Annotated in this window: 18 protein-coding genes; 2 read left to right on the top strand and 16 right to left on the bottom strand. The window is 63.2% G+C overall.

The features are described from left to right. Window positions 1-14 precede the first annotated feature (14 nt). The 16 genes from LXM55_RS07360 to yaaA all read right to left on the bottom strand — a co-directional run bounded on the left by LXM55_RS07360 (window position 15) and on the right by yaaA (window position 21,754). Window positions 15-839, bottom strand: coding sequence for an SDR family oxidoreductase (locus tag LXM55_RS07360; RefSeq protein WP_233319780.1), 825 nt, complete (start codon window positions 837-839; stop codon window positions 15-17). Window positions 840-874: 35 nt separating this feature from the next. Then, entirely contained in the window at window positions 875-1,339 is a 465-nt protein-coding gene (locus tag LXM55_RS07355) for a multidrug transporter (protein ID WP_102861233.1), read from the bottom strand. A gap of 1,031 nt (window positions 1,340-2,370) precedes the next feature. Next, entirely contained in the window at window positions 2,371-2,646 is a 276-nt protein-coding gene (locus LXM55_RS07350) for a short-chain dehydrogenase (protein WP_233319779.1), read from the bottom strand. Window positions 2,647-3,518: 872 nt separating this feature from the next. Further along, window positions 3,519-4,970 carry a mannose-1-phosphate guanylyltransferase/mannose-6-phosphate isomerase gene (locus tag LXM55_RS07345; RefSeq protein ID WP_233319778.1) on the bottom strand — a complete coding sequence of 484 codons (1,452 nt, stop codon included), beginning with the start codon at window positions 4,968-4,970 and terminating at the stop codon, window positions 3,519-3,521. Between the two features lie 179 nt (window positions 4,971-5,149). Beyond that, entirely contained in the window at window positions 5,150-5,806 is a 657-nt protein-coding gene (locus tag LXM55_RS07340) for an alginate O-acetyltransferase AlgF (protein ID WP_233319777.1), read from the bottom strand. A 17-nt stretch (window positions 5,807-5,823) separates the two neighbouring features. Further along, entirely contained in the window at window positions 5,824-7,002 is a 1,179-nt protein-coding gene (locus LXM55_RS07335; protein WP_233319776.1) for an alginate O-acetyltransferase, read from the bottom strand. An 11-nt stretch (window positions 7,003-7,013) separates the two neighbouring features. After that, complete coding sequence (locus LXM55_RS07330) at window positions 7,014-8,579, bottom strand: MBOAT family O-acyltransferase (protein WP_233319775.1); 1,566 nt, start codon at window positions 8,577-8,579, stop codon at window positions 7,014-7,016. A gap of 120 nt (window positions 8,580-8,699) precedes the next feature. After that, window positions 8,700-9,824 carry a mannuronate-specific alginate lyase gene (locus LXM55_RS07325; protein WP_233319774.1) on the bottom strand — a complete coding sequence of 375 codons (1,125 nt, stop codon included), beginning with the start codon at window positions 9,822-9,824 and terminating at the stop codon, window positions 8,700-8,702. An 8-nt stretch (window positions 9,825-9,832) separates the two neighbouring features. Next, a complete protein-coding gene (locus LXM55_RS07320; RefSeq protein ID WP_233319773.1) occupies window positions 9,833-11,293 on the bottom strand; it encodes an alginate O-acetyltransferase in 1,461 nt (486 codons plus the stop codon). Window positions 11,294-11,304: 11 nt separating this feature from the next. Then, entirely contained in the window at window positions 11,305-12,894 is a 1,590-nt protein-coding gene (algG, locus tag LXM55_RS07315; protein WP_442799743.1) for a mannuronan 5-epimerase AlgG, read from the bottom strand. 26 nt (window positions 12,895-12,920) lie between these two features. Next, a complete protein-coding gene (locus LXM55_RS07310; RefSeq protein ID WP_233319958.1) occupies window positions 12,921-14,378 on the bottom strand; it encodes an alginate export family protein in 1,458 nt (485 codons plus the stop codon). A 161-nt stretch (window positions 14,379-14,539) separates the two neighbouring features. Further along, window positions 14,540-15,979 carry an alginate biosynthesis TPR repeat lipoprotein AlgK gene (gene algK, locus LXM55_RS07305; protein WP_233319957.1) on the bottom strand — a complete coding sequence of 480 codons (1,440 nt, stop codon included), beginning with the start codon at window positions 15,977-15,979 and terminating at the stop codon, window positions 14,540-14,542. Window positions 15,980-16,062: 83 nt separating this feature from the next. After that, window positions 16,063-17,232 (bottom strand): alginate biosynthesis protein Alg44, encoded by a 1,170-nt coding sequence (locus LXM55_RS07300; protein WP_233319771.1) that lies wholly within the window; start codon window positions 17,230-17,232, stop codon window positions 16,063-16,065. Window positions 17,233-17,264: 32 nt separating this feature from the next. Next, window positions 17,265-18,746, bottom strand: coding sequence for a mannuronan synthase (alg8, locus tag LXM55_RS07295; RefSeq protein ID WP_267924151.1), 1,482 nt, complete (start codon window positions 18,744-18,746; stop codon window positions 17,265-17,267). A 98-nt stretch (window positions 18,747-18,844) separates the two neighbouring features. Continuing rightward, on the bottom strand, window positions 18,845-20,161 hold the full coding sequence (locus LXM55_RS07290) for a nucleotide sugar dehydrogenase (RefSeq protein WP_233319770.1): 1,317 nt from the start codon (window positions 20,159-20,161) through the stop codon (window positions 18,845-18,847). Between the two features lie 813 nt (window positions 20,162-20,974). Further along, window positions 20,975-21,754 carry a peroxide stress protein YaaA gene (gene yaaA, locus LXM55_RS07285; RefSeq protein WP_233319769.1) on the bottom strand — a complete coding sequence of 260 codons (780 nt, stop codon included), beginning with the start codon at window positions 21,752-21,754 and terminating at the stop codon, window positions 20,975-20,977. 191 nt (window positions 21,755-21,945) lie between these two features. On the opposite strand from yaaA, the gene LXM55_RS07280 reads away from it, so the two are divergent. Beyond that, complete coding sequence (locus LXM55_RS07280; RefSeq protein ID WP_233319768.1) at window positions 21,946-23,070, top strand: polysaccharide deacetylase family protein; 1,125 nt, start codon at window positions 21,946-21,948, stop codon at window positions 23,068-23,070. A 345-nt stretch (window positions 23,071-23,415) separates the two neighbouring features. Then, a complete protein-coding gene (locus tag LXM55_RS07275; RefSeq protein ID WP_233319767.1) occupies window positions 23,416-24,810 on the top strand; it encodes a PhoH family protein in 1,395 nt (464 codons plus the stop codon). Window positions 24,811-24,852 lie beyond the last annotated feature (42 nt).

Below are 24,852 nucleotides of genomic sequence, written 5' to 3'. Positions count from 1 at the left end.
GCAACAGATACGGGTCAGAGCTTGGCGCTCAGGCCGAAGCGCTTCATCAGTCCTTTCTCCAGCAGACCCTTGGGCAGCAGATTGGCCAGCAGCGGCAAGGCGCGGCTGCCATTGCCCAGGCGCACCAGGCGCGGCGGGTTGTCCTGTTGCACGGCCTTGAGCAAGCCGGCGGCAAATTCGCTGGCCGGGGTCGGCTTGTCCTGGGAGGCCTTGGCCCGGGCGCGAATGCCCTCGCGCAGTGGCCACCAGGGCGATTGTTCGTTGAGCAGCTGTTCGGCTTCATGCCCGGCGTTCTTGGCGAAGCTCGATGCAATGGCCCCGGGCTGCACTTCCATGACTCGGATGCCGAACGGCGCCAACTCCATGCGCAAGGCATCGCTCAAGGCGTGCACCGCGGCTTTCGAGGCGCAATAGGCGCCGGCAAACGGCGTCACCAGCACCCCGGACACACTGCCGATATTCACCACCAGGCCACGGCTGCGGCGCAGCACCGGGAACATCGCCCGGGTCACCCCGACCACCGAGAACACATTGGTTTCGAACTGGCGCTGCATCGCTTCCACGCCGCCATCCAGCAGCGGGCCCATGGCGCCGTAGCCGGCGTTGTTGATCAGTACATCGAGGCCGCCGTATTGCTGGTTGATCTCCTCGCCCAGGGCGCTCAGGGCCGGGCCGTCATTCACGTCCAGTTGCACCGCGGTGAAGCCGGCGGCTTGCAGGGTGTTTACGTCCTCGGCCTTGCGGGCGGTGGCGAGCACGGTGAAACCGGCGTTCTTGAAGGTGTCTGCCAGGGCGCGGCCGATGCCGCTGGAACAACCGGTGATCAACGCTACGGGCATGGCGCGGTCCTTTGCTGGGTGAGGGGAGGGGCGAATCAGTCGGAGAAACTACCCTGTAGACGCTCGGCGCGAAACTCCAGGGTTTGCGGGCGATAGCCGGGGCGCAGCGGTGGCAGCGGCAGGCAGTCCTGCCAGTTGGCACCGGCCTGCAACTCGCCGGGGCCACGGTAGCGCGGGGCGCTGTACTGGTTGTCGGCGAGGTTGACCGTATCCCCCGGGGCATAGGCGGCGACCCGCCAGCGCAGTTCCACCAGGGGCACCTTGTTGCCGTTGTTGAGCTTGACCTGCAGCGGCCGGTCGGCGGGGCAGTGGTCCGGCGCGTAGCTCAGGCGCAGCTCCAGGCGCGCCAGTTGCTGGGCTTCGCGGTTGTCCAGCCAGACCACCCAGCAGGCCACCAGGGCCAGGCCAAACGCGGCGGCCAGGGACACGGGAAGGGCTTTGGCCGGGTAGCGCAGAAGCAGGATCAGCCAGGTAATGACCAGCAGAACGCCGATGAACATGACGCGAGCCTCGGGGAAAAGGAGGGGACATCCTACCTAAGCGTAGGTGGGGTTGGCGATGGAGGATGGCTGTTGTGACGTTATCCACAGGTCTGGTTTTGATGGGGGCGTTAGGGACAACAGACGGTCCGTTAAAGCGGATTTATGCCAATAGTGGACATCATGTGGTCCACTCTGATGGCCTCCTGACCCCGCATCCGGCCCCTCGCCTAGGCTCGGGGTGCCCTCGCTCCGGCATTGCTCCGGGGGCACGCCGCCACAGGCCATCCATGGCCTGGGGCGGCTAGCTCGGCATCCATGCCGAGCTGCCCCCTACGCAATGCCTGCACTCGGCCTCCTGAAGGGGCAGGCAGAGCAAGAGCAAGAGCCAAAGCGCGTGTTACGCGCTTTTTTGTAGACACTGCCGCAGGTTGCGAACAACCGCGAAGCGGGGGCGGGGAGTTTCAGATTGCTAATGGCTGGAGTGTTCCCAGCGCTGGTGGTTTGGACATAAACCGCGACGCCTTTGTCGTTGCTCCGTATTGAACCTGGAACTAGCCTTTGAGCGTCGCAGCCCATTCAGCGACTGGGCTTGGTAATTCGTTTTGATACAGGCCAACAGTGCCCCATTTCACTCATGCCGGTGTTTTTTTGCGCCCGCATTTCCGTTCAATGGCAGCTGTGCGTGGGAGGGCTCGTCCCTGCCGGGTTCCTGTATCTCCGGTTTACCAACCTGCACGCAGCTGCCACCCCTCCGCTTGGTAACCCGTCTTGATGCAGCTGCAGCAGCGCCCCATTTCGCTATTGCAGGCGGGTTGTGCGCCTGCGCATTCGTGCAATGGCAGCTGTGCGTGGAAGGGCTTCGTCCCTGCCGGGTTCCTGTATCTCCGGTCGACCAATCCGCGCACGGCAGCCACCCACAACAGAGCTGCGCATCTTCTGGCGACGATGGGTACGGCAGTGATCGATGAAGTGGGTTCTAGATGAAGGGGAGGGGGACAGGCGTGCCGATCGTTCCCCCCGCGTTTGAAGGGGAACGATCACGGGGCGTTTTAGTTCAGGTACTGACTGCCACGAATCCGCCGACCCAACACATCCAGCAGATCACAACCATCGCGCAACAGAATGGCGCTGGCGTGGGCGATCTGTGTCAGGTCGGTGGCATCGGCGTGGCGGCTGTCCATGTGCACGATGCTTTCCATCAGTTGAGTCACCGCGAGGATGCGGTAGGCGGCGCTGGCATGGAGTTCGTCCAAGGGCGCGCGGGTGTCGATAAACAGGGTGGGGATGGAGGATTCGTTGCTGGTTAGTGCGATACGGTCCGTCATGGTGTGTTGCTCCTGAAATAAATAGAGCTGCCACTTGATCGCCGTCAAACGAGTTGGGTGGCAACTGTACGCAGGTTGACGGACCGGTTTCAGGAACCCGGCGCATCCGAAGATGCCCCACGCACAGTCGCCATAAGACTTTTTTGCGAGCGCAGAAGAGCGCAAGCAGAGTCGAGGAACTATGCGTCCTGAAAGTGTTACCGAGCCGTCAAACCCGATCACGAATGAGTCGTGACAGGCGCGAGGATAGGGAGCAGTAAGAGGGCGGTCAACCTGAGATGTGTAGCCTTAAACGACCTTTTGTATCCACAGATGGCTGTTGATCTGGCTTGCCGCTTGAAGCTTACGGCTGCCTCTACTGATCGCTGCTTCTTGTAGCCGCTGCCGCAGGCTGCGAACGACCGCGCAGCGGGCGCAGGGGGCTTGAGATCGCTGAAGGTCCTTCGGCCCTTTTCGCAGCCTGCGGCAGCGGCTACAGAAAAAATCCCCCTGTCCAACCGCCTGCGGATAGGGGACGCAGGCCCCTGGAAAGGGGGAGCACAAAGGTCTTGCTAGTACGACTCCCTGCTTTTACTTGCAGCTTGCCGCTTGAAGCTTACGGCTGCCTCTACTGATCGCTGCTTCTTGTAGCCGCTGCCGCAGGCTGCGAACGACCGCGCAGCGGGCGCAGGGGGCTTGAGATCGCTGAAGGTCCTTCGGCCCTTTTCGCAGCCTGCGGCAGCGGCTACAGAAAAAATCCCCCTGTCCAAGCGCCTGCGGATAGGGGACGCAGGCACCTGGAAAGGGGGAGCACAAAGGTCTTGCTAGTACGGCTCCCTGCTTTTACTTGCAGCTTGCCGCTTGAAGCTTACGGCTGCTTCTACTTGCCGCTGTTACTGAGCGATGGTCTTCACCGAAACGCCACGCTCCACCGGAGTAGAGCGCCCGTAGATATCCTCAAACCGCTCGATGTCGTCTTCGCCCAAATAACTGCCCGATTGCACTTCGATGATCTCCAGCGGAATCTTCCCCGGGTTGCGCAGGCGGTGCACCGAGGCGATGGGGATGTAGGTGGACTGGTTCTCGGTGAGCAGGAACACGTTCTCGTCACAGGTGACTTCGGCGGTGCCGCTGACCACGATCCAGTGTTCGGCGCGGTGGTGGTGCATCTGCAGCGACAGGCAGGCCCCCGGCTTGACTGAGATGTGCTTGACCTGGAAACGCCCGCCCATGTCCACCGAGTCGTAGGAGCCCCACGGGCGGTAGACCTCGCAGTGGTTCTGGGTTTCGCTGCGGCCCTGTTCGTTGAGGGTGTTAACCATCTGTTTCACCCCTTGGACCTTGTCCTTGTGGGCAATCATCATGGCGTCCTTGGTTTCTACGACGACGATGTTTTCCAGGCCGATCACCGACACCAGTTTGCCGTTGCCGTGGATCATGCAGTTCTTGCTGTCTTGGATCACCACATCGCCTTTGCTGACGTTGCCGTTGGCGTCTTTTTCATGCACGTCCCACAGCGACGACCAGCAGCCTACGTCGCTCCAGCCGGCGGTCAGCGGGACTACGCAGGCGCGCTGGGTCTTTTCCATCACCGCGTAGTCGATGGAGTTGTCCGGGCAGCAGGCGAAGGTGGCTTCGTCGATGATCACGGTGTCCGGGTCCTGCTGGCTGCGTTCCAGGGTCAAGAGGCAGGTGTCGTAGATGTCCGGGTCGTGTTTCTTCAGTTCTTCGAGGAAGCGGCTGGCGCGGAACAGGAACATGCCGCTGTTCCAGAAGTAGCCGCCGGCCTGGACGAACTCGGTGGCGCGTTTTTCGTCGGGTTTTTCGACGAACTGCGAGACACGGCTAACGCCTTCCGGGAGCAGGGCGTCGTTGGCGGACTTGATGTAGCCGTAGCCGGTTTCCGGTTTGCTCGCCGGCACGCCGAACAGCACCATTTCGCCACGCTCGGCAGCCACGGTGGCCAGGGCCAGGGCCCGTTGCAGGGCTTTCTGGTCGTCGAGGACGTGGTCGGCGGGCAGCACCAGCATCAGTTCGTCGCGGCCTTCGTTGACCAGCATCATCGCGGTCAGGGCCACGGCGGGCGCGGTGTTGCGGCCGAAAGGTTCCATGAGGATGCGCTGGGATTCGAGCTTACGGTTGGCCAGCTGCTCGTTGACGATGAAGCGGTGGTCCTTGTTGCAGACCACGATCGGGGTGTCCATGCCTTCGAACACCAGGCGCTCCAGGGTTTGCTGGAACAACGTGTGTTCGCCGGTCAGGGCGAGGAACTGCTTGGGGAATTGCTTGCGCGAAAGCGGCCAAAGACGTGAGCCGCTACCACCTGACAAGATCACCGGAATCATGTTGTTACTCCTTCAAACATCGTATGGGTTAGAGCTACTGCGTTCTGTCGTTTCACTCTTGTTTTTGTCTCGGTGTAGCCGCTGCCGAGGTACGAGGCTGCGATGGGCTGCGAAGCGGCCCCTGAGGGCGGTCCTGCGGACCGCGTCGCAGCCTCGTGCCTCGGCAGCGGCCACTGCTCTTATCGGGTGGAGACGGGGCGCTTGACCCAGACTGGCGACAGGTTGCTGCCGTTGCCGGTGACGTAGAGCACCGCCGCTTCGCCGCGCTCCAGGGCCACGGGCTTGAGGTCGCTGACCTTTTTCTCGCCGTCATACAGGGCGAAGCTGACCTTCACCGGGTTGATTTCGCGCTCGCCGCGGCCTTTGGCCGCCACGGCCTTGACCACGTCGGTCTTGCCGTCGGCGGTCTTCAGGGTCAGGGCCTGGTCGCTGAGGTTCTGCACCCGCACCAGGGATTTCTGCTTGTTCTTGAACGGCGGTTCTTCGATCAGCTGTGGCTGGCCGCTGGCGTTGTTGACCAGGGTGTAATAGTGATCGGCGGCGAGTTTCACCGGCACGCTCTGGCTGCCCACCTTGGCGGTGTAGTCGCCGCCGGGCATGAAGCTGAAGTCGCTGCTGCCCAGGGGCGCGACGTCGTTGACGTTGGTGCTGCCCACCGTGGCGCTGACTTCGCTGTTGCTGGCGTTGTACAGGCGCACGAAGGTCGAGCCCTTGGGCGCGGTGGGGCCGTACAGCGCGGCGTCGCCACCGGCGAAGGCGGATAGGGACAGGACGCTCATGCCGGCAGCCAGGGTGATTGCTTGGGCGAGACGGCGAGGAGTAGTGATGAAAGTCATGAGTGTTACCTCTTTTTTCAGTTTTGCGCCCGGTCGGGCGTCTCGGATTTCGAAGTGTTGCTGGCCAGGTTTTGCTGGCGAGCACCGGCTTGCTTGAGCGCTGCGACCCACTGCGGGTCGGCGTCGCCGATTTCGTTGTTCACCGGCAGATAGCGTTCAGGGAATTCCCAGATCAGCACCTGGGGCGGGTGGTTCTTGAAGTCGTCGCTTTTCAGGTAGCTGAGCATCGGCAGGATCGGGCCGTGGCCGTCCTCGGCGTAGCTCAGTACGTCGCTGTGCAGGGCCTGTTTCAGGGCGCCGACAAAGTTCCAGTTGGGGTTGGCGCTGTAGCTGGTGCCCACCAGGGTCACCGGCACCTCATGGTCGGCGAACAGCGCGTCGTCGGCGGCCGGCGGCTCCTCGCTGGCACGGGTCACGCGCTTTTGCAGCGGTTCTGCGGCGGGCATCAGGTTGTCGAACAGCGGGTCCAGGGGCAGGAAGCGCCGCAGGTCACCCTGGTGCTTCACGGTCTCTTGGGTTTCGGTGACGAAGCGTTGTGGCTGACCGCTGAGCGGGGTCTTGGCGGCGATGGCCTGGGCCAACTGGCGAGCGACGACTTCGGCGCCGGCCGGGGTCCAGTGAGTGTCGGTGCGCAGGAACACTTGCTGGCCCTGTTGCTTGGCCTGTTGCAGGGGCCCCAGCAGGTCGGGGGCGAGGATCTTGTCGGCGGCGACCCGGGCGTGGAAGTCCTGGTAGAGGTTGGCGTGGATCCGTGCCGGGCGTACCTCGTCCATGTGTTCCGGGTACAGGCGGGCCTTGGCCGGGACGATCGCCATCACCAGCTTCACCCCGTGCGCCTTCAAGGTCTGGCGCACGCCTTCCACCAGGGCGTAGTTGCCCTGCAGGTTGAGTTCCTCGTTGACCACCGGGTTGAACTCTTCATCGCTGTACAGCCACTGGTCGCGGCCCAGCACCACCCCGGGGCGGCCTTCGTTGAACAGCTTGAAGTCCAGGGCGGCCCAGAGGTTAGTGCCCAGGCGCTTGATCGGGAACTGGTCGTCGTAGTGGGTTTCCACCGCCTTGGCCCAGCGCCCGTTGAGCACGGTGGCGTCATTGTTGGTGCTAAAGCCGAAGAAGCTGCGCGCCGACCACAGCCCGAGGACCAGCAGGGTCACCAGGAACAGGGCGATGTAGAACACACGTAATGAGCGGGTCATGGGCAGATCCCTCAGAACTGGAAGTAAAGGAACGGCGAGAAGCTCTGCGCCGAGAGTTTGAGAATCGAGGCAATGAACAGCAGCAGCACCAGGGCGCGCATGGCGTAGCGCGACCAGTCGGCAGTCCAGTAGGCCGGCTGCACCTGGGCCTCGGTGCCGACGATGTAGCCCGGCTGGTGAATGCTGCCGGGGGTGTCCCCGGGCACCGCCTTGATCAGGCCGGGCTGGGCTCTGGCCGGGCCGTCGGCTGGGCTGTCGACTTCAGGCTTGGCCTTGACCGGCGCCGGGTTGCGGTACAGGTCACGCAGGCCGAAGAACGCCAGGGTGGCGTAGGCCAGGACCAGGGTCGCCACTTGCAGGCCGGTGAGGCTGGCGCGGTTGAGTTCCGACAGCGACCAGTCGCCAAAGCTGAACATGGCGCCGTACATGCGGCCTGCCACGTGCAGGTTCTCGGCGCGGAAGATCACCCAGCCCATCACCACCAGCAGGAAGGTCAGGGCCCAGCGCACCGGGTTCAGGCTGCGCGGCGTGGTGTTGATGCCCAGGGCCTTTTCGATGGCCAGCCACATGCCGTGCCAGGCGCCCCAGACGATGTAGGTGAAGTTGGCGCCGTGCCACAGGCCACCCAGGAGCATGGTCAGAAACAGGTTGCGGTAGGTGATCAGGGTGCCTTTGCGGTTGCCGCCCAGGGTGATGTACAGGTAGTCCCGCAGCCAGGTGGAGAGGCTGATGTGCCAGCGCCGCCAGAACTCGGTGATCGACTGGCTGATGTAGGGCTGCTTGAAGTTTTCCATGAAGCGAAAACCCATCATCAAGCCCAGGCCGATGGCCATGTCGCTGTAGCCGGAGAAGTCGAAGTACAGCTGCGCGGTGTAGGCCAGGGCGCCGAGCCAGGCGTCCCCGGTGGTGGGGTTGTGCAGGGCGAAGCAATGGTCGGCGACCACCGCCAGGGTGTCGGCGATGAACACTTTCTTGATGAAGCCCTGCATGAAGCGGGTGCAGCCTTCGGAGAACTTGTCCAGGGTGTGGGTGCGGTTGTTGAACTGCTCCGCCAGGTCGCGAAAGCGCAGCACGGGGCCGGCGATCAGGTGCGGGAAGATCGCCACGAACGCCGCGAAGTCGATCAGGTTGCGGGTGGCCGGGGTATCGCCGCGGTAGACGTCGATGATGTAGCTGATGGACTCGAAGATGTAGAACGAGATGCCGATCGGCAACAGCACGTGGGTCAGGATGAACGGCTCAAGCCCCATGGAAGTCATGATGGCGTTGAGGCTGTCGACGCCGAAATTGGCGTACTTGAAGTAGCCGAGGATGCACAGGTCCACCGCCACCCCCAGCAGCAGCCAGCGCTGGGCGGGTTTGCTCCTGACCCCGGCGGCGCCGACGTTCAGGCCGATCCAGTAGTTCCACAGGGTGACCCCGGCGAACAGCGCCAGGAAGTCCACGCGCCACCAGGCATAGAACACGTAGCTGGCGATCAGCAGCAGCAGGTTGCGATAGCGTTGCCCGCTCAAGTAGTACAAGCCGAGAAAGATCGGCAGGAACAGGAACAGGAACACATTGGATGAGAAAACCATCCCGATCTCTCCATGTTTAACCAATAGACAGAGGCCGCAGCCCCCCCAACCCCCCCCGTGAAAAACCGCGGGGGTGTATTGCATTCATGACGCTCTCGACAGCGGCTACAGGTGTTGCTGTTACGGGCCGTTGCTGCCTTTTTCGTGGGCCGGGTCGTAGACCTTGGTCAGGTCGCCGCCCAGGCGGAAGGTCTTGAACGGTTGCATCTTGTGCTTGCGCTCCAGCACATCGGGGGCGCAGGTGTAGAGGCTGCAGTAGGGTTCCAGCCAGGCGAATTTGGAGTCGACCTTGAGGTCGGTCATGTCCTGTTCCTTGCCGTTCTTCTGCTCGAAGGTGTCCGGGTCCTTGACCCCGGCCAGCACCCGTTCGCCCAGGCGCTTGAGCGCGCTGTTGTTTTCCTGGCGCAGGTCCACACCGTTGACCTGGGCGAAGCTGGCGATCATCGCCAGCGGCGGCAGGGCGTAGTTGTGGTAGGCCAGGGCCCGTTGCTGGCGCTTGAGTTCGTTGGGTAAGAAACCGTCGGCATCGACCTGGTTGGCGCCGACCTTGTATTCCTTCACGGCCCAGTCGAACAGGTCGCGGCGGTTGGTGGCCACGGCGGTGGCCATCACCGACCAGGCGGCCCAGTAGGAGTGGTTGTTGGTCTTGTCCAGGGGCAGGTTGTCCCAGTCACTGACCACCTGGTCGGCCATCTTGCTGAACCAGGCTTCGATCTTCTGCGCCTGTTCCTGGTGGGTGGCCAGCGGGTGGGAGTCGGAGAACTTCAGCCGCAGGTAGGCCGAGGCCATGCTGCCCAGGGCCCATTTGCGCATGGACTTGCCGGTGTGGTTGAAGTCCTTGGACATCAGCGCGTCGGCCTGGGCCCAGGCGCTGAGCCAGGCGAGGGTGCAGTCCAGCTGTTCCGGGCGGCCGTCGCGCATGAACTGCATGACCCGCTTGCTGGTGCCGCGCTCGATCTTGGTGATGTCCGCGGTGGTGTCGCGAAAGGCCTGTTCGGACTGCACATTGAGGGTGGCCCGGGCCTTGTCCGAGCCTTCGTATTTGCTGCGAAACTGCAGGGCGCCGGTGTAGGGCGCCGGCATGGCGTCGCAGCCCTCGCTGTGGTCGCCGCTCTTGAACTTGTCCACCGGGGCGAAATAGCCCTGGGGCGGACGCAGCGGCGCGGCGGCCTGGGCGCTGCCGGTGACCATGGCCAGCCCCAGCAGGCTGGGGAGCAACCAGTGTTTCAGGTGTGTGCTTTGCATAGGTAACCTCATTGCCCGATCTGCGCGGTGCGTTGCTCGGCGCTCGGGAATACGTTGCGTTTGCAAATTTTCGCCTCGACTTTCTGCCCGGCGGTGCCTGCTTCCGGGCCCTGGATTTCGACCGCCAGCAGGTTCTGCGAGGCCCAGTCTTCGTCGGTGCGCAGTTCGAAGGCGAAGCGCCCATCGGTGTCGGACGTTTCCGGTTTTTCGATCTTGATGTCCTCGTGGCGGCCGTTCATGTACCAGAGGGTGGCTTGCAGGGTTTTCACCGAAGGGTCGGCGAAGCGGATGTCGACCTGATGGCCGCTGTTGCGCAGGTCCAGGTTCTGGCTGTTGACCAGCAGTTCATTCTTGCCGGGCTTGAGGGTGGTGCTGCCGGTCATCTGCGCAGCCTTGCCTTCGCAGCCGTTGTCCAGCAGGGCCATCATCTGCCGGTAGATGGTTTCCTGGTCCAGGCGGTACAGCGGCGAGAATTCCCAGATCAGGATCTTCGGCGGGGTCTTCTGGAATTCGTCGCTGCCCAGGTACTGCAGCATCGAGCCTTCCAGGCCGCCGCCGGGGAAGGCGACGTTGAGAATGTCGGCGCCGATGGCCTCTTCCAGGAAGCCGGCGAAGTTGTAGTTCTTACCGCTGTGGCTGGTGCCCACCAGGGTGATCTGTGGGTTGCCGGAATCGCCGAACAGGTCGCCGTCGCCGGCCTCGCCCTTGGGCTCGGTGGTGAACTGGTCCATGTACTGGATGGCGTAGCTGGTGCCGCACAGCTGGCCTGCCATGTTGTGCAGGGTGCCGGTCTTGCCCATGCGCCCGGACTTGTGGGTCTCGAACTCGCGCCGGGGAATGTCGGCGAAGGCCGGCAGTTGCTTGACCTTGTCGGCGACGATCTTGGCCGTGCGCTGGGCGCCGTAAGGGGTCCAGTGCTGGTCGCCGCGGAAGTAGAAGTCGTGGGCCGGCAGGGTGTCGGGCAGTTGTTCGTTGGTCAGCGGCGACAGGTCCGGCACCACGTAGCCCATCTGCGCGAAGCGCCCGAGCATGGCCTTGTAGTTGTTCAACGCCTTGTCGTAGTCGAAGCGGGCTTTTTCGGCCGGGTTGAGCTTGTTGCGGTTCACCAGGCCGCGGGTCGGCTGGTACACCAGCACCAGTTCCACGCCCTTGCTCTTGAAGGCTTGGTGCAGCTGCTTGAGGCGGCGGTAGCCTTCCGGCGTGGTGTTGAACTCGGTGCGCAAATCTTCCTGGGTACGGAACAGCCAGTCGCCCTGGGCTTGCACCAGGGTGGTGAAGTTCTGCTGGTAGCGGGTCACGTAGTTTTTTGCATCGTGGGCGGCCGGGCACAGGTTGCAGCACGGCTCGGCCTTGAAATTTGGCGCGGCGCTGGTGGCGCTGCTTTCGTCGGCACGGGCGCCGGCGCTGGCGGCGAGAATCCCCGCGGTCAGGGCCGACAGGCCCAGGAGTTTGATCCAGTGTGGGTGCATGACAGTCATCCTCAATCCCGCATTTCGGTCTGGCGTTCGACGGGGTCGATCAACACGGCTTTCTGCTGGCGCACCAGCAGGTCGAGAATTTCATCCTGGCGCTCGCCCAGGACTCCGGAGAAGCTGATGCCGCTGCTTTTGGTCGGCGCCAGCATCGAGACCCGGTACAGCTCCACGCTCAGGGGCGAGTCGATGGACATCGGCCCGCTGCCGTTGGCCGCCAGCTCGCCGCCGACCACGATCAGCGAGACCTGGGCGTCGAACGGGTCGAGCTTGATGTCGCGGTCGGTGTCGGACAGGTCCTTGATGTGGCCGTAGACCCCGGTCAGGCCGTTGGCCATGGCGATGTTTTCGTACAGGCGGATGTTCACGCTGTTGCGAATGCGGATGCCGTGGCGGCGGTTGCTGATCACCTTGTTGGCGTAGATCAGGTTGTCGGCACTCTCGTAGAGGGTGATGCCGTCGGTGTGGTTGCGGTAGATCTCGTTGTAGGCGATCAGGTTGTTGACACTGTTACGGTCGATCACCAGCCCGGAAAGGTGGTTGTCGTAGCTGCGATTGTTGAAGATGAAGCTGTCGTTCACCTCCCGGGAAATGATGATGCCGTGCTTCTTCTTGGTGCCGTGGACGCTGTTGTCGGCAATGATCAGGCCGTGGGAACGGTCGTGGGGGTCGATGCCGTAGACGATGTTGTCCTTGTAGGTGTTGCCCTTGAGCACGAAGTCCCGGGTCTCGTAGCAGTAGAAGCCGTACCACATGTCGGAGAAGGTCGAGCCGATGATCCAGCCGGTGGGCTCGGGGCGCTTGAGGACCTTGGCCATGTTCGGCGTGTACTGGGAAATGCTCACCCCGTAGGACTTGGAGTTGGCGTAGCCGAAGCTGGCCATGGTGCTGTTGACGATGTAGGTCTGGGTGCCGCCCCAGGCCAGCAGGAACGGGCGGAATTCCTTGGGCGAACGGAAGCTCGCCGGGCCGTTGTCCTGCTCGCGCCAGCCGGTGACTTTGCTGTCACGCACGAACAGCTGGCCGTCGTTGACCAGGAACGCGCCGCCTTCCTGGGACAGGCGCAGCTCCTGGGTCTGCTGGTCGATTTCCAGGATGCCGTGGCGGCCGACGACGATGGGCACGCGGGCCAGGTAGACCCCGGGCGCGGTTTCGCTGATGTACTGCTTGGGCAGCTTGCCCACCAGTTGCTTGAGGTTGACGTAGCCGTCGTCGATGAAGATCGCCTGGGGGATGCCGTGCTGGCGCACCACCCATTCGGCCATCTTGTTGTCGCCGCCGATAAAGTCTTTCAGGGCGTCTTCCTGCATCATCCGGCGCACGCTGATCTTGCCCGGCTTGCTGCGCACGATCTTCGCCGCAACGGCTTCGGCGGTGTAGCCGGACAGGTCCGGCAGGGTCGGCTTGGCCAGGGCCAGGGGCTCGGTGGGCGCGCTGCTGACGGTGTAGGTCTTGGCCTGCTGCAGGCCCTTGGCGATGATCGGCGCCTTGGTCGTTTCGACGTTGGCGAAGGCGGCGCTGCTGGCCAGCAGCAGGGCGCCGGCCAGCAGACTCAGGGCGCCTTGGCCGCGCGGGTTGTGGAGGTGATTGGCATGCATCTGAGGCACTCCTTTGGCGGTTCGCATCAGAAGCGCCAGATCACGTCGATGAAGGCGCGGTGCATGTAGGAGTCGACCTCTTTGCCGTAGGCGTCGCCGGGCTTGAACACGCCGCCGCGAAACCGCACCAGGGCCGAAGGTTCATCGATCGACTGGCTCAGGGCCGCCGGCAACAGGCCTTGCTTGAAGTACTTGGTGACCACCAGGTCCATCTCCTGGCCGAGGTCTTTCTTGCCGTCCTGCAGGGGCAGCGAGGTGCTGCTGAGCAGGGCACCGGTGGCGTCGTCGTAATTGTTATCCACCGCATTGATGCCGTTGCTGCCCACCGGCTTGTTGCCGTCCACGCGCCAGAACTTGTGGTAGACCAGGCTGGCGTCGTAGTCCTCGCGCAGTTGCCAGGAGCCGAACAGGGTGGCGGTCTGGGTGTTGTTCATTTCGCCCCGGAAGGCTTCGCCGAAGCGGTGCACCCGGGAGCGGGTGCCGGTGTAGTTGGAGCGGTTGCTTTGCAGGCCGTTCTGCTCGTACTCGGCGCTGGCCCGGGCGTAGGCCGCGCCCACTTGCCAGTTCGGGTCCAGGCGCAGGCGTACGCCCAGGTCGGTGGCCCAGCCGTCGAGGTTGTCGCCGCGCTTGGCCTGGGTCGGGCGGCTGCCGTCGGCGTTCAGCGGGTTGACCGTGTCGCGGTCGCCGCGCATGCCGGTGAGGCTGGCCCAGTAGTTGACCGTGTTGGTGTTGCGCCAGTTGTAGGCGTCGCTGTTGGCTTCCAGGCCGAGCCAGGTCAGGTCGCCGTTCTGTTTCTTGTCCAGCGGGTCGCTGGCCACGCCGGGCTGGGCATAGTCGAGCTTGCCGTCGTCATGGGTGTGGTGGGCGCGGATGCCCACCCATTGGCCGGGCGTCCACTGGTAGGCGGCGTCGGCGTACAGGTGCAGGCGGTCCTTGTCCTTGGGCGCCAGTTCCTTGAGGTCGGTGCGGTATTCGCTGAAGCGCTCGGCGACGCCGACGTTGGCCCGCAGCAGGGTGGTGTCGAAGGTCCAGTTCAGCGCCTCGATGTTGGTGTCGCGCCATTGCCCGTCGTCGTTGCGCAGGCGCTGGCGACCGAACTTCAACTGTTCGCCGGGGTAGGCGGTGAAGCCGCTGTAGCCGATCCAGAACTCGCGCATGGCCAGGTAGCTCTTCTTGGTCTTGCGGTCGTCGTTGCTCGATTGCTGGCTGGCGTCATCGCTGGACTGTTGCAGGGTGTCGGTTTCGATCACGTCGCTGGCGGTCACCGCCTGGCCCATGGCGTAGGCGCTCCAGTTACCGCTTTCGCCGTAGACCCAGGGCCGCAGGTCGAGGCCGACGCCGTTGACGTCGCCACCGCGCTGGGTGCCCAGGTCGCGGTCGTCCTCGGACTGGCCGGTGATCTTCACTTCCAGGCCGAAGTTCTTGGTGTCGGTGAGGGCGGCCAGGGTCGGGTTGGACCAGAGCATGGCAAAGCCCAGGGCCATGCCCAGCTTCGACAGGCTGAAACGCTTGCCTGTAGCCGCTGCCGCAGGCTGCGCCCGGTCGCGCAGCGGCCGCGATTGGCGGGGGCTGGTGTGGCGAGCGCTTTGCGCTCGATCGCAGCCTGCGGCAGCGGCTACAGGAGTTGTATTGAGTGGGGGGAGCGTCATAGGGTTTCCTCGCCGTCTTCTTCTTGCAGGGCGTGCAGTTGCAGCGCGTTCTGGCTCAAGGCCCCACGCACGGCCTGCTCTTGTTGCAGCAGGCGTTGGGCTTCGGCGCGCTGTGCAGGCGGCAATTGGCTTTCCAGTTGTTGCGCCAGCTCGTTGGCCTGCGGTGTGTCCTGGACCTTCGCCAGTTGGCTGAAGACGTAGGCGTTGACTGGGTTGGGCTGGGTGCCCTTGCCCTGGGAAAACAGCTGGGCAATGGCGAAGTCGGCGCTGTTCTGGCCGTTGCGCGCGGCGGTCAGCAGGTGGTCCAGGGCTTTTTGTGGGTAGACCTGGCCCAGGTAGCCACGGCGGTAGATCTGCCCCAGGTAGTAATCGGCGGCCACTTCGCGGCCCACGGCTTTCTGGAAGTGTGCTTCGGCGACCTTGGCGTCGGCCGGCACCCACTTGCCTTCGTAGTACAGCTTGCCCAGCAGCAGTTCGGCGCGGGGCTGGTCGGCGGCGCGGCCGTTTTCCAGGTACTCCATCATCTTGTCGACGTCACCCAGTTCGGGGAAGTCGTAGAGCAGTTGCGCCAGGCTGACCCAGGACACCGGGTAGCCGGGGGCCACCTGTTCCAGCAGGGCCTGGGCGGTCTTTTCGTCCGGCTTGCCGAGGCTGGCATCGCCCAGCACCCGGGCCACGCTGTCGACGCGCTGGGCGCTGATGGCGCCGCGGCTGTAGCCGGCCTGCAGCTGCTGGATCAACTCGGCCTGCTGCTCTGGCTGGCCGCGTTTCTGGTAGACGGTGGCCAGCTCGACGTAGCAGATGTCGGTGCTGTTGAGGGCGGCCTTGCAGATGCTTTCCACCTGATCCAGGTGCTGGTCGTAGCTGCCCTGGGTGCGGTACAGCAGGACCTGGGCCAGGCCGGCCTCCGGGTAGCCGGCGGCGCGCCATTGGCTGATCTGCCGCTGGGCGTCGACGTTGGGGAAGCTGTGGGGGTATTGCAGGTACAGCATCGCCAGGGGAATCAGGGTGTTGCCTTCGCCGTTGGCAAAGGCTTTTTTCAACAGGCCCTCGGCTTCGTGCTGCTCGGCTTCGGTGGAGCCGGGCTTGGCCACCAGCAGCCGACCCAGGCGTGCCTGGGCCCGTGGCGAGGTGTCGGCCGCGGCGCGGTAGGTGGCCTCGGCCTGCTTGATCTGCGCCGGGTCGCGGCTTTCCACCTGGATGTCGGCCAGGCCCACTTGCGCTTCGCTGTAGCCCAGGTCCGCCAACTGGCGGTAGTTCTGCTGGGCCAGGGCGGTGTCGCCGCGCTTCAGGGCTTCGTTGGCCAGGCGCTGGTCCGGCAGGCCGGCGCAACCGGCCAGGGCCAGGGCGGCGACCAAGGGCAACACCGAACCCTGTAGCCGCTGCCGCAGGCTGCGATCGAGCGCGAAGCGCTCGCGCAGGTTTTCGGGGGGCATCGAGCTGGCCGGGTTGCGTCCGCTGCGCGGCCGGGCGCAGCCTGCGGCAGCGGCTACAGAGAGCTGGGTAGGTACTGTCATGGTTACAGACCCGCGGCCATGGCTTTGTCGATCAGCCAGTTCATCGACGGGCCGCGGTCGCTGCTGACTTCCACCGGGCGGCCGGCGAAGGCGCTGCTCAGCGGCACGTCGGGCTTGATCTGCACGCGGATATCGGAGGACAGGTCGCTGCTGTTGAGGCTGGCGCTGCTGACGATGGTGCCGGTGCGCATTTCATCCTCGCCGGCGATCTGGAAGTTGACCTGGGTGCCCGGGCGCACGTCGCCGAACTGGCGATAGGAGAAGCGCGCCTCGACGTTGGCCTGGCTGTTGCGCGGCACCAGTTGGAAGATCACGTCGCCCTTGCTCGCGTACTGACCGTCGGCCACCAGCTGCTGGGCCACGGTGCAGTCGCAGGGGGAGGTCAGGGTGCCGGTCATCTGCTTGCCGAACAGTTCCTCGACCTTGGCCGGTTGCAGTTGGTTTTCGTCCAGGTGGCCCTTGAGCACGTCGAGCATGCTGGTGCTGAAACTGGCCAGCGGCGCGCCCTTGGCCACGGCGCCATCGGTCTGCACCAGGCTTTGCACGGTGCCATCGCGGGGCATGGTGACGTTCATCCCCGGCACGTTGACCAGCCCGGCCTGGGCGTGGCTGACGAAGTACATGCCGTACACCGACTTGAGCACGAAGCCGAAGGCGGCCAGGCCGACGATGAAGATCCCGGCGCTGAAGGTCACCGCCCGCAGCCGGCCCAGCGCGCTCATGCCGCTGCCGCTGTCCTTGGTCTTGCGCGCCTTGGTGAAATTGTCGCGCTGCAGGGTGGCGAGCACGTCGCCCATGCTGACGATGTCGCCGGCCAGGTGCGAGGTGATCAGGTGGCGCAGGGTAGAGATGTCCTGGGGTTCGAGGTTCTGGAACTGGCAACCGACGCGGCCGCTCTGGCGATCGAAGGAGCGGATCTGCAGCTCGACGTCCATGGCCAGGCCGAGGTTGTCGATGACAAATTGCAGGCGGCCCTTGTGCACGGCGCCCAGGGTCAGCACCTGCTGCCCGGCGTTGAAGCTCAGGCCGCCGGCGGAAAGGTCGTGGACCCGCACTTCCAGCGGCTTGGCCTCGTTGCCGAAAAAGCGCAGCTTGGCCGGGATCTTGACCCGGGCGTGCTGGCGTTGGGCTTCGGATTCATGCACTACGTTGACGTTCACGGCGGTGTTCATAGAGTCGAGTTCCTAATTTCAGGCAAGTCGGGTCAGACCATCAGCAGCAGCACGGCGACGAATACGCTGCCGGCCGAGAAGGTCATGGTTCGAGACGACCAGGTGTTGAACCAACGTTGAAAGCTGGCGAGATCACGGGTCAGTTTGGTGTCCTGGCGGGTCCAGGATTGCTGGTCGAGGCGGAAGAACACGTAGATCTTCACCAGCGCGCCGACGATCTGGTTGTAATAGAGAATCAAGGGGTAGGCCGGGCCGATGCGGTGCCCCGAGCAGGACAGCAGCAGGGTCAGGATCAGCCGGGTAATGCCGATCCACAGCAGGTAGGCCAGGAGAAAGGCGGTGCCGTACTTGACGCTGGCGATGATGGCCACGGTCAGCCCCAGCAGCGAGGTCCACATCGACACGCGCTGGTCGAACAGCACCACGCTGGTGAACAGCCCCAGGCGCTTGATCCCCAGGCCGAGGGCTCGGGCGTTCTGCCGCAGGTTGTTGCCGTACCAGCGGAACATCAGCTTGCGGCTGGCCTTGATGAAGCTCTTTTCCGGCGGGTGCTCCACGGTGTTGATCGCCGCGTCCGGCACGTAGAAGGTGTCGTAGCCCAGGCGCATCAGGCTGTACCAGCTGGACTTGTCGTCGCCGGTGAGGAACTTGAAGCGGCCCAGGCGCCAGTGCTGCAGGGAGTCGCTTTCGACGTCGGCGATGAAGTCCGGGTCGGTGACCACGGTGGCGCGGAACACCGACATGCGCCCGGTCATGGTCAGCACACGCTTGGACAGGGCCATGGAGCACATGTTGATGTGGCGCTGGGCGAAGCGCAGCTTGTGCCATTCGCTCATGACGTAGCCGCCGCGCACTTCGCAGAATTCATTGGTGGTCAGGCCGCCGACATTGCCGAACAGCTGGAACCAGGGCACGGTCTTGCGCACCACGCCTTCGCCGAGCACGGTGTCGCCGTCGATCACCGCCACCACGGCACGGCTGTCCGGCAGGTGGCGGGAGATGGCGCGGAAGCCGAAGGCCAGGCCGTCGCGCTTGCCGGTGCCGGGGATGCGCACGAAGTCCAGCTTGACCCGCTCCGGCGGGTTCATCCGTGCCCACAGGCTTTTCACCAGCAGCTCGTCGGACATCTCCACGATCGAGCAGACCACGGTGGTGGGGAAACCGCAGTCGATGGCTTCGCGGATCACCGAGCCGTAGACCTGGGCGGTGGTCAGCGCGTCGATGCGAAAGCTGGTGACCATCAGGAACACGTGGGACGGGTCGGCCGCGCTGCCGAGCTTGCGCACCTTGCGCCGCAGGTGCGGGTAGACCACGTAGAGAAACAGCATGCCGCGCACGAAGTGCGTGGCCCCCATCGAGTAGCGCCAGATACCCACGGCGCCAATCAGGAAAATGAAGTCCTTGGACTGCGAGTCGAAGGTCGAGGCGGGCAGCAGCAAGGCCATGCCCATCAGCAAACTCAAGTAAAACAGCCAACCGGCGGCCTGAAGCAGGCCGTGCTTTAGCCTGTGCATAATCGAAGTCCTAAAGTTCTGAGCTGCAAGCTCCAAGCCGCAAGCTGCAAGCACGGTGCTCTCACTTGCGGCTTGCAGCTCGGAGCTTGCCGCTGCCTTTACCAGCAAATGCCTTCGGTACGGCCTTTGCTGCTGGTGGCCTTGGCCATGAAGCCCACCAGGTCGATGACCTGCTTGCCTTCAGGCACGTGTTCGGCCAGGGCGCGGAACTTCTCGTCGCGGTTGCCGAGGATGATCAGGTCGGACTTGCCGATCACTGCGTCGAAGTCCGAGTTGAGCAGGGACGAAACGTGGGGGATCTTCGACTCGATGTAGTCCTTGTTGGCGCCGTGGACCCGGGCGTACTCGACGTTGCTGTCGTAGATGCTCAGGTCGAAGCCCTTGCCAATGAGCATTTCCGCCAGCTCCACCAGTGGGCTCTCGCGCAGGTCGTCGGTGCCGGCCTTGAAGCTCAGGCCGAGCAGGGCGACCTTGCGCTTGTCGTGGCTTTCGACGATGTCGAAGGCGTTCTGCACCTGGGATTCGTTGCTGCGCATCAGCGAGTTGAGCAGCGGCGCCTCGATGTCCAGCGAGCCGGCGCGGTAGGTCAGGGCGCGCACGTCCTTGGGCAGGCAGGAGCCGCCGAAGGCGAAGCCCGGGCGCATGTAGTACTGGGACAGGTTGAGGGTCTTGTCCTGGCAGACTACGTCCATCACTTCACGCCCGTCGACGCCCACGGCCTTGGCGATGTTGCCGATCTCGTTGGCGAAGGTGACCTTGGTCGCGTGCCAGACGTTGCAGGTGTACTTGATCATCTCGGCGACTTCGATGTCCTTGCGGATGATCGGCGCGTCGAGTTCTTCGTACAGCGCTTGCAGCACGTCGCCGGAGGCCTGGTCGAACTGGCCGATCACGGTCATGGGCGGGAAGTCGTAGTCCTTGATCGCGGTGCTTTCACGCAGGAACTCGGGGTTCACCGCGACGCCGAAGTCCACCCCGGCCTTCTTGCCCGAGCAGTCTTCGAGAATCGGGATCACCACGTTCTTCACCGTGCCCGGCAGCACCGTGCTGCGCACCACGATGGTGTGGCGGGTGGCCTTGTCGCGCAGGACGAAACCGATCTCGCGGCACACCGATTCGATGTAGTCCAGTTCCAGGTCGCCGTTCTTCTTGCTCGGGGTACCGACGCAGATCATCGACAGGTCGGTATCGCGGATGGCTTCGGCGAAGTGGGTGGTACCGCGCAGGCGAGCGGTCTGGATGCCTTGCGCCAGAAGTTCACCCAGACCCGGTTCAACGATCGGCGATTTGCCGGCGTTGATCAGGTCGATCTTGTCTTTGGAGATATCAACGCCAACCACTTCATGGCCCCGTGCGGACAGGCAACCGGCACAAACTGCACCGACGTAACCCAAACCAAATATGCTGATGCGCATCGCATTTACCTCTGTCTTATTCACGCCATTAGATGGCCGGAGTTAATGTTTGCCAGCTGTTGTTGCGCACTCGGAAGTACAGCGAAGTGTGCTGTAGTGCCGTGTGCAGGCAGACTAAGTTCCGAGTGTCTAAATAAATGCACTCAAGTTGTGCGCAACCAATCCGTGTTGTTTTGACTTGCCCTTGAATGTTGCCGGCGGCTCCTGCTGCAGGTTCCTCGAGAAACACCATCCGTATCCAGGTGGATGGCTGGATGCCACGTAGTGCGGGCTGTCCATTGGGTTTCGCGGTCCTTGAAGGCCAGCTGTTCCTTGGCTTTTTAGGGGATAGTTGAGGTGCCTTATCTCCTGTTGTTTACCCTTTAGTTTAAGTTTGTGACTCATTGGTCAAACCAATCCTGCTACTTGATTAGTTTCTCCTGAGTCTGTGTAAGTCATCTCCTACACGTTCGTTGAGAATCGTTACCGGTGGTATGAGCGGTGTCCGCAGGCATAGTTCCGGCCCGCTCATCCTGTTTTTTGAAATTTATTGAAATATTGAGAAAGATGGCACTGCTCGCATATTGATAGCACTAACGGTTTGGGCCTTTAGTTATGGGGAGTTGAAGCGAGAGGATACTTTTGTGCCACTACTCGATAAAAAAAGTGGTGCCACTACTGAAAAAAATCAGCTCTGTCGAGTGAAATAAAAGTTAGGGAAAGCGCGGAAAGTTCTATGGCGCCAAAAAAATGGCTGATCAGGAGCGGGGAATGTGCGGGTGATCACATTCTGGCGCGCTCGCCGGTTGGCAGCGAGCGCGGCAGGGGAACGCTTTATTCCGGTGCGTGGTCGCGCAGGAACACCAGGTTGTCGGCTTTCGATTGCTCCGCGCTGAAGCGGTAGCCCTGGACGTCGAATTGCTTGAGTTGGGCGGGGTCGTTGATGCGTTCCTGGATGACGAAGCGGCTCATCAGGCCCCGGGCCTTCTTGGCATAGAAGCTGATGATCTTGTACTGGCCGTTCTTCAGGTCCTTGAACTCGGTGTTGATGATCCGCGCGTTCAGGGCCGTGCGCTTGACCGCCGAGAAGTACTCGTTGGAGGCCAGGTTCAGCAGCAGGTCGTCGCCTTGTTCGGCCAGGGCTTCGTTCAGCCATTCACTGATGCGGGTGCCCCAGAAGGCGTACAGGTCCTTGCCCCGGGCGTTGGCCAGCTTGGTGCCCATTTCCAGGCGGTAGGGCTGCATCAGGTCCAGGGGGCGCAGCAGGCCGTACAGGCCGGAGAGCATGCGCAGGTGCTGCTGGGCGTAGTCGAAGTCCGCTTCACTGAGGGATTCGGCGTTGAGCCCGGTGTAGACGTCGCCCTTGAACGCCAGCAGCGCCTGCTTGGCGTTGTCCGGGGTGAAGGCCGGGGTCCAGCTGCCGAAGCGCGCGGCATTCAGGCCGCCGATCTTGTCGGACACGTGCATCAGTTCGCTGATCTGCGCCGGGCTCAGTTCCCGCAGTTGCTGGATCAGTTCCTGGGAGTGGTCGAGGTATTGCGGCTGGGTAAAGCGCTGGGTGACCGGCGGTGTTTCGTAATCGAGGGTCTTGGCGGGTGAAATCACCATCAGCATGGGGTCGTCTCCTTTAAGCGTCGGGGGATTCTAGGGGGTCGGGCGCGTGGACTCCACCTATCAAGGCGATAGCTGACGCATGGCGGATGCCGGTTGTGGCGAGGGAGCAAGCTCGCTCACCACAGGGATGCCTTTGTTGCCCGGCGAATCGGCTATAGTGCCGCGCGGGTTTTGTTCTGGAGGCATCCCTTTTGCGTATCGCGTTTCTCTTCTCGGCCTGGCTACTGAGTGTCAGCGTGCTGGCGGCGCCCAATGATGTGGCGACCCTGGATCGCAGCACCTGGCCGGAAAAACTCGACAATCCGACCCTGTTCGATGTCGCCTCGCGGGCCGAGATCCTGACCTTCGCCCGAGCGCTGCTGGTCAGCGAAGCCTGGGACGAGGCGTCGCTGAAGCAGCGCCTGGGCCTGCGCATGATCAACATGGAGGCGATCAACGAGCTGCGCGAGCATCTGTGGACGCGCCTGCTGGAGAACTACGACTTCGCCCAGCAGAGCTGCGATCAGGACGCTTCGTTCTGTTTCCTGGTGGAAAACATGCAGCAGCTGCGCAAGCAGGCCGGCAAGTTCCAGCTCAGCGAGGATTCCTATTACGCCCGCTGGGGCGAACCCAGCCGCAGCTTCCATGAGCAGTACCTGGACGAATTGCTGCGCAAGGCGGCGCTTTCACCGCAGACCAGCAGCGAGGTGCTGCGCTACGGCGACTACGAGCGCAACGGCGACGAACTCAACGACCGGCTGTTTCTGCTGACCTTCGACAGCGCCGCCAACCTGGCGCCGGACAATACGCCCTGGCTCACCAACTACCTGCGCAAGGCCAACCTCAGCGGGACGTTCTTCGTCCTCGGCAACGACATCCAGAACCGCCTCGACAAGGCCTCGGTGGCCAGCCTGCAGTCGCTGTATTCCCGGCAGTGCGTCGGGGTCCAGGGCTGGGAGTTCCGCTCCCACAGCCACTGGCAGGACTGGCAGTACTCGATCCAGCGCAGCGCCGACCTGGTGAAGAGCAAGCTGCCGGAAAACTACGTGCCGCTGTTTCGCCCGCCCTTCGGCCAGCGTCGCGCCGACGCCCAGGGCTTCTTCAATGCCCAGGGCATGCAGGTGGCGTTGTGGGACATCGACGCCCAGGATGGCGCCGGCAAGCTCAAGGCCGAGGACAGTGGCCAGCGGGTGCTGACCCTGATGCTGCTGTGGCGGCGCGGGGTGATTGCCTTCAATGCCAAGCAGGACGGGGTCAAGAGCAGCCTGCCCTGGCTGCTGGCGCAGACCGCGCAGAGCGGCATCGGCTGGGAGGATTGTCAGGACGCATTTCGCTGAAACGGCCAAATACCCGCAAACACGGAGCGTGGGGCGCACAGGCGGTGGATTTCAGCGGGATTTCGAGGCAGGCGGACTTCCGACTTTAACGGTGACCGGGCAACGCGCCAAGGGCTTTTCGTCACTCTGAAAAATAAACATCAAAAAAGCGTCAAAGTGCGTTTTCCTGTCACGGTTTTTGGAGTATTACGAAATCAGACCGCCGAAACCTGCGACACAGGTGGCGTCTCCCAAGACTCCTTGTGTGTGCAGGTCACCTGAACCTCGCAGGTGAATTCGGTGGCCCTTCGAGGCGCGATACCCCATGGTATTGCGTCGACTGGCTCCCACATAAGGTGACCGAGTATGGATGACCACGGACGTAGCCCTTCTTCCAACCAGCCAATCCTTTATGTACTCGATACCAATGTATTGATTCACGATCCCAACGCCCTGCTGAATTTCGAAGAACACCACGTTGCCATTCCGATGACCGTCCTCGAAGAGCTGGACAAGCTCAAGAGCGGGCATCACAGCGTGGCCGCCGAATGCCGCCAGGCGATCCGCCTGATCGACAAGACCCTGGGCGAAGCCTCGCCCGAGGACGTCGAGCTGGGGGTGCCGATCCAGCGTGGCAAGAGCGGACCCAAGGGCTTGCTGTCGATCCTCATGAGCAAGCGCAACGAGCCCAACAGCCTGTTGCCGGAAAACCTCAACGACAACATCATCATCAACCAGTTGATCGACCTGCACGCGCGCAACAAGGACCTGCCCGTGGTGCTGGTGACCAAAGACATCAACATGCGCCTCAAGGCGCGGGCCTGCGGGATCGCCGCCGAGGACTACAGCACCGACCAGTTGGTGGACGACGTATCCCTGCTGCCCAATGGTTTCCACAACATGAGCGGCTCGTTCTGGGACCGCGTGAGCAAGGTGGAAACCCGCCAGGACCACGGCCGCACCTGGCACCAGGTGCAGCTGATCGACAACCTGCCGGCGGTGCATATCAATGAATTCATCATCGACGAGCAGGGCTTTGTCGGCTGGATCAAGGAAATCCGCGCCGATGTGCTGCTGATCCTCGACCTGCATCAGGAACCCCTGTTGCACCAGGAAGCCTGGGGCCTGAAACCGCGTGACATCTATCAGGGCCTGGCGCTGTACGCGCTGCTCGACCCGGACATCCACCTGGTCAACCTGTCCGGCGCCGCCGGCTCCGGCAAGACCATCCTGGCCCTGGCCGCGGCCATCGAGCAGACCATGGTCAGCAAGCGCTACCGGCGCATCATCGCCACCCGTAGCGTGCAGGGGCTGGACCAGGAGATCGGCTTCCTGCCGGGCACCGAGGCGGAGAAGATGGAACCCTGGCTGGGCGCCATCACCGACAACCTCGAAGCCCTGCACATGGACGACGAGAACACCCACGGCAGCGTCGACTACATCCTCAGCAAGGTGCCGTTGCAGTTCAAATCCCTGAACTACATTCGTGGTCGCAGCTTCCAGCAGAGCCTGATCCTGATCGACGAATGCCAGAACCTCACCCCGCACCAGATGAAAACCATCATCACCCGTGCCGGCGCCGGTTCCAAAGTGGTGTGCCTGGGCAACCTGGCACAGATCGATACCCCTTACCTGTCGGCCACCAGCTCGGGCCTGACCTACCTCACCGAACGCTTCAAGGACTTCCCCAACGGTGTGCACATCACCCTGCAAGGGGTGCCGCGCTCGATCCTGGCGGAGTACGCGGAGAGCCATCTGTAACGGCAATCCCTTCCAGCACGGGCGGCCTTCGGGTCGCCCGTT

This window comes from Pseudomonas sp. Au-Pse12 (assembly GCF_021341665.1).
GTDB lineage: Bacteria > Pseudomonadota > Gammaproteobacteria > Pseudomonadales > Pseudomonadaceae > Aquipseudomonas.
Note: the sequence above shows the minus strand (reverse complement) of the source record. Positions and strands in the feature narration are given on the sequence as shown.